Raw genomic sequence first — 15293 nt, 5'->3', positions numbered from 1 at the left:
GACCCGCTCCCGGGCTGCCCGCCGGCCGGGCCGACGTCGGTGCCGGACGCGTTCGGCTGGCCCGGCTGCCCGAACGCGGTGGAGCCGTACGCGGTCGGCTCGGCCGGCGGTCGCCCGGCCGGCGGTTCCAGCCTCGGTGGCAGCGGCCCGAGCCGTACCGGCAGCGCCGGCGCCGGCTCGTCCGGCCCGGTCGGCGCGTGCCGGGTCGTCGGCTCGAAGCCGAACATCGACGACCCGTCACCGGGGCCCGGCTCGGACTCCGGGTGCGCGTGCCGGGCCCGTCGGGCCGCCGGCGGCGCGGACCACTGGCCGGACGGCTCGGGCGGTGCCGACCAGGGACCCGACGGGCCTGGCGGCGCCGACCACTGACCCGAGGGTTCGCCGGTCTGCGGCGACCCCACCGTGCCCGGCTGACCGGCGTGTCCGGGACCTGGCTGGCCAGGCTGTGTGGACTGCGGCTGATCGACCGGTGCCTGCTGGCCGAACTGACCCGGCTGGCCGAACTGCCCCGGCTGGCTCGGCTGGCCCGGCTGCGCCGGCTGCCCGGACCGGTCCGCCGGCACGCCCCAGCCGGGCTGCTCGGGCAGCGCCAGCCAGTCGTCCGCCGCTTCGGCCGGCGGTGCCGGCCACTGGCTCGACCGATCGACCGGCGCGGCCGGCTGCTCCGGCGCTGCGGCGAACCCGCCCGGTGCGAGCCACTGCCCGCCCTGGTCCGGAGCGGACCACTGGCCGGACGGCTCCTGCGGTGGCCACGGGCCGGCCGAGGCGGGTGGCGCCGGTTCGGTGGGCTCCGGCTGGGTCCACTGCGGCACGGGGCCGGGAGCACCGAACGCGGCGGGCATCTGCCCGAGGATCGGCGTCTGGGTGGTGTCGTCGCGGCCGTGCCGGCGCCGGGGCCGCGCCGGCGGTTCGGCCGGCGGTTCGGGCTCGGCTCGCTGGTGCCGGCGGGACAGCCGGGCGGTGGACTCGCTGTCCGGTGTGCCCGAGGGCTCCGCGGGCACCGGCGGCCACGGACCGATCCGGTAGCCGCGCGAACCGGAGTCCTCCGGCGCCGGCGGATCTGGTCTGGTCGGCTCGTACACCCGCACGCTCCCCACCCGGGTTGTCCCGTCCTCGGCCACACCGGCTCGGCCGCACTGGCCGCCGCCGCTCGCCCGCCCTGCGCGGGTCGACCTGCCGGAGCGCGTCGTGCCGTGCCCGCCGGTGTCCGCCGATTGTGCCGGATCGGCGAACATTATGCGCCGCTGGCTCGGCGTGGCACAGCGACGGCGGTCGCACCGAAACCACCGCAACGTTACCCGTCGGTACCGGAAGATCACGTCTGTCCCGCACCTGACGGCACACAGCGACTCGTCCGGTACTGCGCGGGTCGGGAGGGGACGCTCCCGGACTCCGTTAGGCTCACAGGGAACAGCCGGCCATGGACCGCACCGCAGCCCCGCGACGTGGCCGGGTCCGCCGCAGCAAAGCGAGGCCACTCATGCGGGCATACGAGTTACCCACCAGGTGCCCCTGCCAGGTGCCCGCGGCCCGGCAGGTGTCGGCATGACCGCGCATCCCGGCCCGGCGGCGCGCTCCGGCGCGACCCGGCCGCAGCCGGTGCGGATGCCGCGGTCGCAGCGCCGCGCCCAGCTGCTCGCCGCCGCCCAGGAGGTGTTCGTCGCGCAGGGCTACCACGCCGCCGCGATGGACGACATCGCCGAGCGGGCCGGCGTCTCCAAGCCGGTGCTGTACCAGCACTTCCCCGGCAAGCTCGAGCTCTACCTCGCGCTGCTGGACAAGCACTGCGACGCGCTGGTCAGCCGGGTCCGCGACGCGATGGCCGCGACCAGCGACAACAAGATCCGGGTCGCCGGCGCCATGCAGGCCTACTTCGACTTCGTCGACGGCGAGGGCGAGGCGTACCGGCTGGTCTTCGAGTCCGACCTGCGCAACGACCCGGCGGTGGCCGAACGGGTGGAGCGGGCCGAGCGCGGCTGCATCGAGGCGGTGACCGAGACGATCATGTCCGACACCGGGGTCAGCCGGGACCGGGCCGAGCTGCTCGCCGTGGCGCTCACCGGCGCCGCCGAGAACGCCGCCCGCTTCTGGCTCGCGTCGGCTCGCGCGGTGCCCAAGCCGGACGCGATCGCGCTGGTCGCGGCGCTCGCCTGGCGCGGCATCTCGAACTTCCCGCTGGCCGACGGCCGCCCGGACGACTGACCCGGCGGGCCCCGGGGTGGCCGCGACGCCGCACTTCGGGCCGGTGCGCGACGGCCCCAACGGCCGTCGACCGGTGATCGGTCGGATACGCTTCTGATCGCAGCGTGAGGCGAGCAAGGAGGCGGCCGTGGAGGTCAAGGTCGGTGTGCAATATGCACCGCGGGAGCTCGTGCTGGAGAGCAAGCAGACTCCGGCCGAGGTGGAGCAGGCCGTCACCGAAGCGCTGGCCGGCAAGTCCGGTGTGCTGGCGCTGGAGGACGAGAAGGGCCGGCGGGTGATCGTCCCGGTCGACAAGATCGGTTACGTCGAGATCGCCGAGTCCAGCCCGCGGCCGATCGGTTTCTCCGCCGGCTGAGTCGGCGGCACCGCAGGGGCTGTCGGAGGTCGCGAAAGCGACCACCGGCGGCCCCTCGGTCGTTCCGGCGACCGGTCATCCCCGCGGCCCGCTCGACCGCCCGGCGCCGTGCTGCGCCCGTCAGTTGTTGAGGCCGAGGCTGGTCATCCGGTCGGTGTGCGCCGCGGTCAGCCGCTTGATCAGGTCCATCACCCCGGCGATGTCGCCGGAACCGTGCAACACCAGCATGGTCAGCTCGTCGCGTTCGGCGGCGACGTGCTGGGCCTGGCTGAGCGCCTCGCCCATCAACCGCCGCGCCCACAGCGCCAGCCGGTTGGCCACCTTCGGGTCGGCCGCGATCGCGGCCCGGATCTCGGCCGAGGCGAAGTCCTCGTACCGGGTGTCGTGCAGCACGTCGAGCACCAGCTCGCGGTCGCGCGGCGCGAGCACCCGGGCCACCTCGCGGTAGAAGTCGTCCGCGATGCCGTCCCCCACGTACGCCTTGACCAGGCCTTCCAGCCAGTCCCGCGGCTGGGTGGAGTCGTGGTAGGCATCCAGCGGTCCGGCGAACGGGGCCATCGCCCCATCCGGGTCGGCCCCCAGCTCGGTGAGCCGGTCGGCGAGCCGCTGGTAGTTGCCGATCTCGACCGCCGCCATCGCCGAGTGCATGGCACGTCGGCGCAGGTCAGGTGCCATGCGGGCATCCGCGGCGATCCGGTCGAACGCCACCAGCGTGCCGTACGCCAGCACGCCGAGCAGCGCGACCACCGCCTCGGTCGGCGGCACGTACCCGTCGTCGATCACCGGCCCGTCCTGCGTGCCCTCTGCCACCCCGCCAGCCTCCTCCACGCCCCGGCCGATCCGCTCGCGCCCCGGTCGGACCGGCGCGCGTGTCGACGGCAGGTTACCGCCCGGGACGCCGGACGGCCGCCGCCCGGTCACCGCCGGTTCGGCAGATCATCCGATCAGCACGTACCATGGCGCGTGAGGTGGGGACAACGGACCCACACAGAAGACGCCACGGATACCCGCGACGCCGCCCCGCACGCCGGAGCACCGCCATGGTGGCACCGGCGCCGGGTCTGGCCCCCCGGCCGCAACGCCGAGCGCACGCCGAGTCTTTCGGCGTGGCGGCGAGGGTCGGTGGTTGATTGTGGCCGACGCATCGGTCGGCCGCGGCGCGCCGCGAAGGCCGCGCCGTCAGCGCCGTGGCGGGAGAGGGACACACACTGCAGACACACACCGAGAGCGACCCGCGTCCGGACCGGGACGAGGCCGCCGGCGACACGCCGAGCGCGGCCCCCGCGGACGCAGTCGCCGCCCCGACCGGGTCGCTCGCCAACCCCGACAATTCAGCTGATTCCCCCGCCGAGGCGGTGCGCGAGCTCGCTGCGAGCGCGCCGGTCCGGCCCGACAGCCCCACCTTCCGCGCGCTGGGCGTGCGGGACGAGACGGTGCAGGCACTGGCGAACGTCGGCATCGAGCACGCGTTCGCCATCCAGCAGGACGCGATCCCGATCGCGCTGCGCGGCTCCGACGTGATCGGCCAGGCGCCGACCGGCACCGGCAAGACGCTCGGGTTCGGCGTGCCGATCCTGCAGCGCATCGTCGGCCCCACCGAGGGCGCCGACGGCCGGCCGCAGGCGCTGGTCGTGCTGCCGACCCGGGAGCTCGGGCTGCAGGTCGCCCGCGACATCGAGACCGCGGGAAAGCTGCGCGGCATCCGGGTGCTGCCGGTCTACGGCGGCCGGGCGTACGAGCCGCAGATCGAGGCGCTGACCACCGGCGTCGACGTGGTCGTCGGTACCCCGGGCCGGCTGCTGGACCTGGCGAAGTCCAAGCACCTGGTGTTCACCGGGATCAGGATCCTGGTGCTCGACGAGGCCGACCGGATGCTCGACCTGGGCTTCCAGGAGGACATCGAGAAGCTGGTCAAGATGCTGCCGACGAAACGGCAGACGATGCTGTTCTCGGCCACCATGCCGGACCCGATCGTCGCGCTGTCGCGCAACTACCTGCACCGGCCGATCACCATCCACGCCACGCACACCGCCGAGACCGGCCCCAACCCGCTCACCGAGCAGTACGTGTACCGCACCCACTCGCTGAACAAGGCGGAGGTCGTGGCACGCATCCTGCAGGCGCGCGGGCGCGGGCTGACGATGGTGTTCTGCCGCACCAAGCGGGCCGCCCAGAAGCTCGCCGACGACCTCGACTTCCGCGGGTACGCGGCCGCCGCGGTGCACGGTGACCTGGGGCAGGGCGCGCGCGAGCAGGCGCTGCGGGCGTTTCGTACCGGCAAGATCGACGTGCTGGTCGCCACCGACGTCGCGGCCCGCGGGCTGGACGTGACCGGCGTCACGCACGTGATCAACTACGACTGCCCGGAAGACCCGGACACCTACACCCACCGCATCGGGCGTACCGGCCGGGCCGGCGCGCACGGGGTCGCGGTGACGTTCGTGGACTGGGAGGACCTGCCCCGCTGGAAGCTGATCCACAAGGCGCTGGGGGCCGGGGTGGTCGACCCGCCGGAGACCTACCACACCTCCGAACACCTCTACGCCGACCTGGACATCCCGGCCGGCGCACCCGGCACGCTGGCGCCGGAGCAGCGCACCCGGGCCGGCCTCGCGGCCGAGGAGGAAGAGGACATCGAGCCGCACCGCAGGCCGGCGGCGGGTCGCCGGCGGTCCAGCGGCGGCGGCGGCAGTGGCCGGCGCGGCCGGACTCGCGGCGAGCGTCCGGACACCCCGGCCCGTACCGACGGGCCCGGGCACCGGTCCGAGCCGGCTGCGGCCGAGGCGACCGGTGGTCGCCGGCGGCGCCGGCGCCGGCTGGACGACGGTGCGGTGGTCGAGCGCGCCGCCGACACCGGGAAGCCGGCCGAGTCGGCCGGCCCGGCGGACACGGCGAGTACCGGCGAGGGCGGTTCGGCCGCCCGGCGCAACCGGCGGCGTCGTCGCCGTCCGGCGCAGGCGCGCGGCGGTAACGCCGATCCGTCGATCGATCCCGGCACCGACTGATGCCGGTACGCCCGCGCTCACTGTGGCGCGGGCGCTTCGCCGGCACCCGGTTGGTAGCGTCGGTGCCGTGACGAACGCGGACCGCGCCGACGACGCGTACTGGCGGCGGCCACCGAACGGTGCCGCCGCACCGCGGCGTGAGCCGGCCGCCGCGCCGGAGCCCCGCTACGAGCCGCCGCCGCCGAGCACGCCGCCGCCGCCGGGGTGGCGCCCGCAGGTCGTGGTGCCGACGGCACCACCGCGCGACATGCCAGTACAGCAGCACGCCGTGCTCGACGAGCAGGAGCGGGCCGCGCGCACCATCACCTACGGGGTGGGGCTGGTCGCCGGCGCGGTCGTGCTGGTGCTGATCATCGTGGTGTGTGCCCGGCTGGTCGGCTGACCACGGTCAGCTCAGGTCGACCGCCACGGCGAGGCACTCGCTGCCCCAGCCGCTCGGCGCGTGCGGGGCGTACTTGCAGGCCACCAGGCGGCGGGCCCGGTTCGCCTCGTCCGGGTCGTCGATGATGCGGCCCTTCCCGCGCCGGGTGTAGCGGCCGATCCGAAGCTCCGCGTCGGGGTCGCGGGCGAGGTTGCGGACCCACTCGGGCCGGTCCCCGCTCGACGAGAGCAGGTACACCGTGTCGTGATAGGCCGCGAACCACAGCTCGACGGTCTGCGAACGGCCCTCACCGCGACCATGCGTGGTCAGGAAGACATACGGTGCGGTCGCCAGATCGCCATGCGCAAGATCCGTCAGCATGTCGCATCGTGCCCTTCGTCCGAGGGCTCTCGGCATCGCCGAGGGCTCGCTACCACCGTCGACACAGCCCAAGCTACCTCCCGAAACGCCCCGCATCAGGTCGACCGGACGCCACTCGGTGGGTTTTTACGGACGCCTAACCGCAAACCTTCCACCACGAAGCGTCACCTTCTGGGTGACGTTGCGTTTCGACGAGACCGCGCCGGTGTCCGGGGCGGAGGTGGCGGGCCGGACACCGGTGCGGGGGCGGGCCGGGCGCCCGGCGCCACCGTGGCACGCTGAGCCGGTGAACGTAGCGAAGCCGGTCGATGGCTCGGCGCGCACCGACCTCGGCCTGTTCGGTCCGGACAGCGTCAGCTGGCGGGTGCACGGCAACCTGTTGCTCGCCGTCGGCGGGCTGCGCGCGCTGTTCCTGCAGGCGCTGCATCCCCGGGCGATGGCCGGCGTCGCGCAGAACTCCGACTTCCGCACCGACCCGTGGGGCCGGCTGTACCGCACCGGCGACTACGTCGCGACCGTGACGTTCGGGACCAGCGACGAGGCGCGGCGCGCCGGCGCGAAGGTGCGCGGCATCCATCGGCGGCTGCGCGGGCGCGACCCGTTCTCCGGGGCGGAGTTCCGCATCGACGAGCCGGAACTGCTGCGCTGGACGCACGTGTGCGAGGTCGAGTCGTTCGTGTCGACGGCCCGGCGCGGCGGCATCCGACTCACCGACGCCGACGTCGACCGGTACTACACCGAGCAGTTGCGCGCCGCCGAACTGGTCGGGCTCGATCCCGGCACGGTACCGGCCTCCGCGGCCGAGATCACCGAGTACTACGCGGCGATGCAGCCGCGGCTGGCGATCACCCGGGAGGCGGCGACCGCGGCGGCGTTCCTGTTCTGGCCGACCATGCCGCGCGGTCTCGGGTACACCCCGGCCCGCGGCGGCTGGATGGCGGTGGCGGCCGCCGCGTTCGGGCTGCTGCCCGGCTGGGCCCGGCGCCGGTACGGCGGTCTGGGCCTGCCGGTCGGTGACCTCGGCGCGAGCCTCGCCGCCCGGTCGCTGCGGCTGGCCACCGCCGCGTTGCCGGAGCGCTACCGGCACTCCCCCCGGGTCCGCGACGGCCTGCACCGGGCCCGCCTCGCCGGCCACGACCCGCGGCTCTGACCACCGGCCAGGAACGGGCAGCGGCCGCCGGCCGGCTCGACGGCACCCGGTGCGGCGCATGGCCCGACCGAGCTCACTTGAACTCGGTGACGTGCGCGGCGACCCAGTCGGCGAACGTCCGGGCCGGACGGCCGAGGATGCGCTCGACCGTGTCGACCACGTACGAGGGCCGGTCGACCATGGCCGCCTGGATCTCCAGGCGCCCGCGGGCGAAGCGCTCCGGGATCGATCCGGTGAGCACGGCGATCTCGGCCTCGGCGTCGACCCGCTCCACCCGCAGCGGCACGCCGAGCGCGGCGGCGAGGATGCGGATCTCGTCGGCCTGGGTGAGCCACTCCGGCCCGGTCAGCGGGTACGCCCGGCCGGCGTGGCCGTCCTCGGTCAGGGCCCGGACGGCCACCGCGGCGATGTCCGCCGGATCGATGGGTGCGGTGCCGACCTCGGGGTAGGCCAATCGCACCACCCCGTCCCGTACCTGCGGGGCGAGCCAGCGGGCGTTGCTCGCGAACCCGCCCGGCCGCAGGTGCGTCCAGGCCAGGCCGGACGACTCGACCGCCTGCTCCACGGCGCGGTGGTGCCGGGCGATCGGGTCGTCGGCGCCGTCTCGTACCGCGGCCGAGGACAGCAGCACGATCCGCTCGATGCCGGCGGCCTTCGCGGCGGCGACCGGGATCGCCGGATCGCCGAACGTCGAGTACAGGAACAGGGCGGTACCGCCGGCGAACGCCGCGGCGAGCGAGTCGGCGTCGGCGAGGTCGGCGCGGGCGGTCTCGACCCCGGCGGGCACGGTCAGCTCGTCCGGGCGGCGGGACAGGGCACGGACCCGGTGGCCGGACTCGACGAGCCCACGCACTACCTCGGCACCGACTCCGCCGGTCGCCCCGGTCACGACGATCATGGTGACTCCCCTCGTTAATCAACTCGTCCGCCAGCATAATCATCTCGATGGATGACTAACTAGCCCGGGTGGCGGATTAGGATGACGCCATGCCCGCAGGTCCCCGCCGCACCCCGAACCCGGACGAGCGGCAGCGCGACGCCGAACGGTCCAAGCGGCTGCTGCTCGACGCCGCGCTGCACGAGTTCGCCGCGCACGGGTACGCGGGTACCAAGGTCGCCGACATCGCCGCCCGCGCCGGCGTCAACAAGCAGCTGATCAGCTACTACTTCGGCGGTAAGGAGGGCATCTACCGCGCCCTGCACGACCGCTGGCGGGAGCGCGAGGACGAGTTCGCCGGTCCGGACACGCCGCTGGAACAGGCGGTGCTCAGCTACCTCGCAGCCGGACTGACCGATCCGTGCCCGGCCCGGCTGATCGCCTGGAGCGGCCTCGGCGACGACGGCTCACCGGACGTGCTCGCCGAGGAGGACGACGAGCCGCGCGCCCGTGCCTGGCAGCAGCGCGGCGAGCTGGCCGACGACGTCGACACCGCCGCGGTGCTGCTCGCGATCCGCGGCATGGTGATGGCACCGGTGATCATGCCGCAGCTGGCCCGCCGGCTGTTCGGCACCGACCCGAGCGACCCGGAGTTTCGCTGGCGCTACGGCGAGACGCTGGTCGGCATCATTCGCCGACTGGCACGGCCGATGCCGACTGCCGCCGAGCCGGCCGAAACGCCGTCGCGAGCGGAATGATCGCGGCGACCAGCACCAGCGGGACGGCGAACCCGACCCGCCAGGTGGTCAGCTGCTCGGCGGCGCCGACCAGCGGCGCACCGACCAGGAAACCCACGTAGTTGAACAGGTTGACCCGGGCGATGGCCAACCCGGTGCCGGCCGGGTCGTACTGGCCGGCGGCCGAGAACGACTGCGGCACCACGACACTGAGGCCGAACCCGAGAATGCCGAAGCCGACGATGGCCACCGCGGTGTCGGGCGCGGCGACCACCACCGCCAGGCCGAGCACGCCGACCGCGACCCCGGCCCGTACCGCGGTGACCGGGCCCCACCGCCGGGCCGCCTGGTCGGCGCCGAGCCGGCCGAGCACCATGCACGCCTGGTAGACCGCGTAACCCCAGGCCGCGAACTCGGCCGGGGAGGACAGCCCGCGGCGCAGGTACTCGGCGCTCCAGTTGGACGTCGCGGAGTCCGCCACGTACATCAGGGCGACGCCGATGCCGATCAGCACGATCGGCCGCCACGGCACCGCCGGCACCGCGGTCGGGTCGACCGCGAGCGCCCGCTCGGCGTCGCGCCGGATCAGCCGGCGACCGGTCACCGCCGACGCCGCGATGCCGAGCACCGCGACCACCCCGAACCCGACCCACAGCGCTTGGTGCCAGTGCTCGTTCGCCGACGAACTGAGCGCGCCGACGATGCCCGCCGCGCTCCACACCGCGTAGAACGAGGCGAGGATGGCCCGCCCGTACCGCCGTTCCAGGCTGACGCCCTGCATGTTCATGGTGGCGTCGACCGCGCCGACCGACAGCCCGAACACCGCGAGCACGCCGTACAGCAGGGGCCGGTCGCCGACCGCGCCGGCGCCGAGGACCGACAGGCAGACCAGCGGCTGGGCGATGCGCAGCACCACCGCGCTGCCGAACCGCTCGGCGAAGAAGCCGGCCAGCACGCTGCCCAGCCCGGCCACCACCGGCACGGCGAGCAGCAGCAGGGTCAGCGCGCCGTCGGAGAAGTCGAACTTGTCCTGCAGCACCGGCACCTGGGTCAGCAGCGCGGCGAAACACAACCCCTGCACCGCGTACGCGACGCCGACGGCGCGGCGCGTCACCGGGTCCCGGTATGCACCGGCGTCCGCCGAAGCCTGGACCGACTGCCGCATCGCCGCCTCCGTTTCGCCACCGCCCGGGCGGTGCGCGGGCGGTCGCCGATCGGGCTCACCGCTGCCGGGGACGCTCCCGACACCGGTGCCGCGCAGCGTATCCGAAAATTACTCGCTTTTCAGCCGGCCGCGGGGGTCGATTCGCCGGCGCCGTCGGCCGGATCGAGCGCCCGCTGCACCGACGACCACGGCTCCCGCTCGACCGCGTCCCGCCCGGCCGGGCACACCCGCCGCCAGTCGCACCAGGAGCACCGGTTCGACGGCGTGGTCGGGAACGCGGTGTCGGCGTCCTCGCCGGCCTCCATCCGGCGCTGCGCCGCGACGATGTCGCGCGCGGTGTCCTCGGCCCGGGTCACGTGCCGGCGCAGCGACTCGTCGGTGTGCTCGTGCGCGGCCACCGAACCGGTCGGCAGGTGGTGCAGCTCGACGCTGCGACAGCGCCGGTGCATGGTCCGCTCGGCGGCGAACGCGTACAGCGCGAGGGCCCGCGAGCCTCGGGCGTCGTCGCTGGTCAGCGGGGCACGACCGGTCTTGTAGTCGACGATGACCAGCTCGTCACCGCGCCGGTCGATGCGGTCGACCCGGCCGTTGAAGGCGAGCACCGGGGTGCGGGTGGCGACGACCCGCTCGACACCGACCGGGTCGTCGGCCGGATCGAGCGTGCCGACGTACTCCTCCAGCCAGCGCAGCGCCACGTCGAACGCCGCACGCTCCTGCGCGCCGTCCCGGTAGCCCTCGGTGACCCAGGTGGCGCGCAGCAACCGCGGCAGCGCCTCGACGGTGCGCGCCTCGACGTCCAACGCGTACCAGTTCTTCAGGGCGGTGTGCACGCTGGCGCCGAGCGAGTTGTGCGCCCACGGCGGCCCCTTCTGCGGCTGCGGCCGGTCCACGTACTGGTAGCGGTAGCGGCGCGGACAGTCCTCGTACGCGCCGAGCTTGCTCGGCGTGCACACGAACAGCTTCTCCGGCATCCCACCCAGTGCCAGCTGCTCCGGCACCGCCGCCCGCGGCCGCACCTGCTCCGACATCAGCACCCCTCAACCGCTCGCCACGCCACAAACCCGGACAGCCTCGATCCTGCCAGCAGGGTGTGACGTTACGGCGCAGCCGGGCCGTCCGGCACCGCCGGGTCACCCAGGCCACCCGCGCTGGCGAGGCGGCCGGCCCGCCCCGTGGAGTACTGTGGCGGCGATCCCCTCCGGAGGTGTCCATGGGTCTGTTGAAGTGGATGCGCGGCGACAGCGACTCACCCTCGGCCGCGATGGCTGCGGCCGGTCTCGGTGAGCTGGCTGGCCTGTTGCAGCCGGGCAAACGCAAGCAGACCGAGCTGATCCAGGAGCTCAAGAGCAAACGGCAGGACATCGGCAACGACGCGCCCGGCGGCGTCGACCTGGAGCGCGGCGTCGCGGTGATCAGGTCCCGCGGCACCGTCACCGGCGCCGACGACCCGAGCGCCACCGTGCCCGGCGCGGCCCGGCTGGGCCGGCGCAGCTCCGAGGCGATCGCCGCCGCCCGGGCCGCCGCAGCGGAGCGCGCCGCCGAGGGCACCGCCTGATCCCGCGCGACCACCGCACACCGCACACCGCGCACCGGCTGATCCGGCCCGATCGCCGCACCGCCACACCGGGTGATCCCACGCGCCATCGCAGGCCGGTGACCACCGCATCGCATCGCCCGGTCGGGTTCAGCGCCGGGCGCCCCGGCGGGTGACCGCGGCGTCGAGCCGCAGCAACCGCGGCACCAGCACGTAGACCACCAGCGGCACCACCAACCCGGTCAGCACCAGGGTGCGCAGCGGCATCGGTAGTGCTCCGATCAGGTCACCCAGCAGCAGCTGCGCCGTGGTGATGGCGCCGTAGACGGCGATCCAGGTCAGCGCCGCGCGCCGGTGCACCGACGGCGCGGTGGGCGCTGCGGGGCAGGTGGCGCGGGCGACGGTGGCGGACGACTCGGTCATCACGTTCTCTTTTCGTCGAGCAATTCCAACTGGCTGGTTGGATACTGCCACGACCTCGACCGCAAATGCAACTGGCCAGTTGGAGTTGCCGTATGCTCGGCGCATGGCTTGGGACACCGCACGCACCCGACAGCTCCTGCTCGACGCCGCCGTCCAGGAATACGCGCAGTACGGGCCGGTCGGCGCCCGAATGGACCGGATCGCGAGCTCGGCCGGCGTCAACAAGGAGCGCATCTACCAGTACTTTGGCAACAAGCAGCAGCTGTTCGGCGTCGTGCTGGACCAGGAACTCGGCCGGCTGGCCGCCGCGGTCCCGCTCAGCGACGAGCTCGCCGACGACCTCGGCGAGTACGCCGGGCGGGTCTACGACTACCACGCCGAGCACCCGCACCTGGTCCGGCTGATGCAGTGGGAGGGGCTGCAGGCCGACGACCGACCGGTACCCGCCGAGACGGACCGCACCCGGTACTACGCCGGCAAGGTGGCGGCGCTCGCTCGGGCGCAGCGCCGCGGCACCCTCACCGCCGGCGAGGACCCGGCGTACCTGCTCTACGCCGTGGTCGCGCTGACCGTCTGGTGGTTCTCGGTACCGCAGATCGTGCGGATGATGACCGCCGGAGCCGACGCCGACACCTCCGCGGGTCGGCGCGCCGCGCTGGTGGCCATGGTGCGCCGGATCGCCGGCTGATCAGCCGCCGTACTGGCGGACGAAGCTCGCGATCGCGTCGGCGATCAGCTGCACCGCGATCGCGGCGACCAGCAGACCGGAGATCCTGGTCAGCACCTCGATGCCGCCCTGCTTGAGCACCCGGACGATGACGTTCGAGAAACGCAGGAAGCCCAGGATGATGGCGTGCACCGCGACGATCGCGGCCGCGATCGCCACGTAGTCGGTGATCCCGTCGCCCTGCCGGACGAACACGATCGACGCCACGATCGCGCCGGGCCCGGCGAGCAGCGGGGTGCCCAGCGGTACCAGGGCGACGTTGGAGGTGGCGGTCGAGTCCGGGTCGTCCTGCTTGCCGGTCAGCAGTTCCAGCGCTACCAGCAGCAACAGCAGACCGCCGGCCGCCTGCATCGCCGGCAGCGAGATGCCGAGGTACTTGAGGATCTGGCCGCCGGCCACGGCGAACGCCACGATCACCCCGAACGACAGCCACACCGCCTGCCACGCGGCCTTGTTGCGGGCGCGGAAGTCCATGCTGCGGGTCAGCGCGAGGAAGATCGGCACCGAACCGGGCGGGTCGACGATGACGAACAGCGTCACCACCGCCGTGCCGAACAGCTGCAGATCCATCCCCGCCCCCTCCTCCGACACCCACGGATACCAGCCCGACCGCCGGTACGTTCAGCCGGTGCGGTCCGGGGTGACCGGGCTCGCCACCGGTGTGCTGCCGGTCGCCTGGTCGAGGATCTGCTCGTACGAGGCGGGGCTGGTCAGCTCGACCGCGATCCCGGTCGGCTTGTTGCTGCCGTGGTAGTCGCTGGAGCCGGTGACGAACAGCCCGAGCTCGGTGGCCAGCCGGCGGGCGTGATCGCGTTCGGCCGGCCCGTGGTCGGGGTGGTCGGCCTCCAGCCCGGCCAGTCCCGCCGCGGCCATCTCGGCGATCACCGTGTCCGGGACCACCCGGCCGCGCCGGTGCGCGAGCGGGTGCGCGAACACCGGTACCCCGCCGGCGCCGCGGATCAGCCGCAGCGCGTCGAAGACCTCCAGGTCGTCCTTCGGCAGCCGGAACTGCTGGCCCAGCCACTGCGGGGCGAACGCCTCGCTGACCGTGTCGACCAGCCCGCGCCGGATCAACGCCTGCGCCAGGTGCGGCCGGCCGACCGGCGCACCGGCCGCGTCGGACAGCACCTCGTCCCAGGTGACGTCGATGCCACCGGCGCGCAGCAGGTCGACCATCCGCTGCGCGCGGGTGCTGCGGTTGCGCCGGACCGCGGCGAGCGCCGCGGCCAGCTCCGGCTCGTCCGGGTCGGGCAGGTAGGCGAGCAGGTGCAGACCGATCGGCGAGCCCGGCCCCTCCCACCAGCGGGCCGAGATCTCGATGCCGGGCACCAGCGTCAACCCCGGCGGTACCGCGGCGATCGCCTCCGCCCAGCCGGCGGTGGTGTCATGGTCGGTCAGCGCGACCACGTCGAGACCGACCTGCCCGGCCAGCCCCAGCAGCGCCGCCGGCGAATCGGTACCGTCGCTGGCCGAGGAGTGCACGTGCAGGTCGATGCGCATGCCGCTCATTCTGCCGGTGCGACCCGCGCCGGTCGGTACCGATCGGCGCGGCGCCACCCGCGGCCGACCGGGGTCAGGCGTCGCTGCCGTCCGACTCGGACTCGCCCAGCCGCGCCTCGACCGCCTCCGGCTCGTACATCTCCTCGACCACGCGCAGGTAGAGCTCGTTCGGGTTGGGCAGGTGCGGCACCTCGCGCAGCGCCTGGTCCTGACCGGCCGACTCGAGCACGAACGTGCCGTAGTTGAGCATCCGGCCCAGCGGGGACTGCTGGTATTTCATGTCGGTGACCCGCAGCAGCGGCATCATCGCCACCTTGCGGGTGATCAGCCCGTTGATCAGCATGACCCGCTTGTTGGTCAGGATGAACCTGTCCTGGAACCAGTCGAACGTGCGCCAGCCGACCCAGATGAGCGACAGCACCCACAGCAGCACCACGACCGTCACCGCGATGTCGGCCTTGTAGTGGGCGAGCAGGCTGCTGACGAAGCCCATCAGGAACGTGGCGACGATCAGCACGATGATCGGCACGATGATGTGGATCCAGTGCCGGCGCCACTCCCCGCGGTACTTCTCCGTCGGGAACAGGTAGCGCGCGACATAGGCGCTGGGCTCCGGCTCGACCGAGGTGACCCGGCGCGGGCCGTCGTTGGGCAGCCCGGTGGCCGAGTCGAAGTCGTCGGTGTCGGTGTAGCCGCCGACCGGTTCTTCGATCGGCGGTGGAATGTCGGCCCGGCCGCTGGGTGGCGGCGAGTCGCCGTCGCCCAGCAGGTCGTCGGCCCGGTTTCGTGGGGGATGCGCCATTCCGGGGATGGGCTCGGTATCGCGCCGAGCGTCATCCGCCGACCGGTCGGCCTCGTCGCGGTGCATCCCTCAAA

The 15293-nt window shown here is 73.9% G+C and carries 17 protein-coding genes and 1 pseudogene; 8 read left to right on the top strand and 10 right to left on the bottom strand.

The genetic code is table 11. The features are described 5' to 3' along the window. Positions 1 to 1088, bottom strand: a pseudogene (locus tag NUM_RS37660) (hypothetical protein); the annotation flags it as partial. 457 nt (positions 1089 to 1545) lie between these two features. Here NUM_RS37660 and NUM_RS09580 point away from each other — a divergent pair. Beyond that, complete coding sequence (locus NUM_RS09580) at positions 1546 to 2202, top strand: TetR/AcrR family transcriptional regulator (RefSeq protein ID WP_207124448.1); 657 nt, start codon at positions 1546 to 1548, stop codon at positions 2200 to 2202. A gap of 127 nt (positions 2203 to 2329) precedes the next feature. Continuing rightward, entirely contained in the window at positions 2330 to 2557 is a 228-nt protein-coding gene (locus tag NUM_RS09575) for a DUF3107 domain-containing protein (protein ID WP_030448723.1), read from the top strand. Positions 2558 to 2677: 120 nt separating this feature from the next. On the opposite strand, the gene NUM_RS09570 is transcribed toward NUM_RS09575, so the two are convergent. Next, positions 2678 to 3367, bottom strand: coding sequence for a ferritin-like fold-containing protein (locus NUM_RS09570; RefSeq protein ID WP_225918458.1), 690 nt, complete (start codon positions 3365 to 3367; stop codon positions 2678 to 2680). 545 nt (positions 3368 to 3912) lie between these two features. Between NUM_RS09570 and NUM_RS09565 the strand changes: the two genes are divergently transcribed. Continuing rightward, entirely contained in the window at positions 3913 to 5562 is a 1650-nt protein-coding gene (locus NUM_RS09565; RefSeq protein ID WP_207124454.1) for a DEAD/DEAH box helicase, read from the top strand. A gap of 67 nt (positions 5563 to 5629) precedes the next feature. Beyond that, positions 5630 to 5944, top strand: a complete 315-nt coding sequence (locus tag NUM_RS09560) for a translation initiation factor 2 (RefSeq protein WP_207124447.1) — start codon at positions 5630 to 5632, stop codon at positions 5942 to 5944. 6 nt (positions 5945 to 5950) lie between these two features. On the opposite strand, the gene NUM_RS09555 is transcribed toward NUM_RS09560, so the two are convergent. Continuing rightward, on the bottom strand, positions 5951 to 6304 hold the full coding sequence (locus NUM_RS09555) for a nitroreductase/quinone reductase family protein (RefSeq protein ID WP_207124446.1): 354 nt from the start codon (positions 6302 to 6304) through the stop codon (positions 5951 to 5953). Positions 6305 to 6590: 286 nt separating this feature from the next. Between NUM_RS09555 and NUM_RS09550 the strand changes: the two genes are divergently transcribed. Further along, entirely contained in the window at positions 6591 to 7454 is an 864-nt protein-coding gene (locus NUM_RS09550) for an oxygenase MpaB family protein (RefSeq protein ID WP_225918457.1), read from the top strand. A gap of 73 nt (positions 7455 to 7527) precedes the next feature. On the opposite strand, the gene NUM_RS09545 is transcribed toward NUM_RS09550, so the two are convergent. Further along, entirely contained in the window at positions 7528 to 8352 is an 825-nt protein-coding gene (locus NUM_RS09545) for an SDR family oxidoreductase (protein WP_207124444.1), read from the bottom strand. 89 nt (positions 8353 to 8441) lie between these two features. Between NUM_RS09545 and NUM_RS09540 the strand changes: the two genes are divergently transcribed. Next, on the top strand, positions 8442 to 9089 hold the full coding sequence (locus NUM_RS09540; protein ID WP_207124443.1) for a TetR family transcriptional regulator: 648 nt from the start codon (positions 8442 to 8444) through the stop codon (positions 9087 to 9089). Here the strand turns inward: NUM_RS09540 and NUM_RS09535 are convergent. Both NUM_RS09535 and NUM_RS09530 read right to left on the bottom strand, forming a co-directional pair. Next, complete coding sequence (locus NUM_RS09535; protein WP_207124442.1) at positions 9019 to 10182, bottom strand: MFS transporter; 1164 nt, start codon at positions 10180 to 10182, stop codon at positions 9019 to 9021. The genes NUM_RS09540 and NUM_RS09535 overlap by 71 nt on opposite strands. Positions 10183 to 10352: 170 nt before the next feature. Next, positions 10353 to 11261 (bottom strand): RecB family exonuclease, encoded by a 909-nt coding sequence (locus tag NUM_RS09530; protein WP_207124441.1) that lies wholly within the window; start codon positions 11259 to 11261, stop codon positions 10353 to 10355. 182 nt (positions 11262 to 11443) lie between these two features. Between NUM_RS09530 and NUM_RS09525 the strand changes: the two genes are divergently transcribed. Further along, a complete protein-coding gene (locus tag NUM_RS09525) occupies positions 11444 to 11788 on the top strand; it encodes a DUF6191 domain-containing protein (RefSeq protein WP_207124440.1) in 345 nt (114 codons plus the stop codon). A 129-nt stretch (positions 11789 to 11917) separates the two neighbouring features. On the opposite strand, the gene NUM_RS09520 is transcribed toward NUM_RS09525, so the two are convergent. Then, complete coding sequence (locus NUM_RS09520; protein ID WP_207124439.1) at positions 11918 to 12190, bottom strand: hypothetical protein; 273 nt, start codon at positions 12188 to 12190, stop codon at positions 11918 to 11920. Positions 12191 to 12293: 103 nt separating this feature from the next. Between NUM_RS09520 and NUM_RS09515 the strand changes: the two genes are divergently transcribed. Continuing rightward, positions 12294 to 12878: a TetR family transcriptional regulator gene (locus NUM_RS09515; RefSeq protein WP_207124438.1), complete on the top strand. Its 585-nt coding sequence runs from the start codon at positions 12294 to 12296 to the stop codon at positions 12876 to 12878. Here NUM_RS09515 and NUM_RS09510 read toward each other — a convergent pair whose 3' ends face one another. The 3 genes from NUM_RS09510 to NUM_RS09500 all read right to left on the bottom strand — a co-directional run bounded on the left by NUM_RS09510 (position 12879) and on the right by NUM_RS09500 (position 15285). Further along, positions 12879 to 13487, bottom strand: coding sequence for a MarC family protein (locus NUM_RS09510; protein ID WP_207124437.1), 609 nt, complete (start codon positions 13485 to 13487; stop codon positions 12879 to 12881). A gap of 51 nt (positions 13488 to 13538) precedes the next feature. Then, positions 13539 to 14417, bottom strand: a complete 879-nt coding sequence (locus tag NUM_RS09505) for a PHP domain-containing protein (protein WP_207124436.1) — start codon at positions 14415 to 14417, stop codon at positions 13539 to 13541. A gap of 73 nt (positions 14418 to 14490) precedes the next feature. Next, a complete protein-coding gene (locus NUM_RS09500; RefSeq protein ID WP_207124435.1) occupies positions 14491 to 15285 on the bottom strand; it encodes a PH domain-containing protein in 795 nt (264 codons plus the stop codon). Between the last annotated feature and the right edge of the window lie 8 nt (positions 15286 to 15293).

Source organism: Actinocatenispora comari (genome assembly GCF_017312725.1).
Taxonomy (GTDB): Bacteria; Actinomycetota; Actinomycetes; order Mycobacteriales; family Micromonosporaceae; genus Actinocatenispora; species Actinocatenispora comari.
Note: the sequence above shows the minus strand (reverse complement) of the source record. Positions and strands in the feature narration are given on the sequence as shown.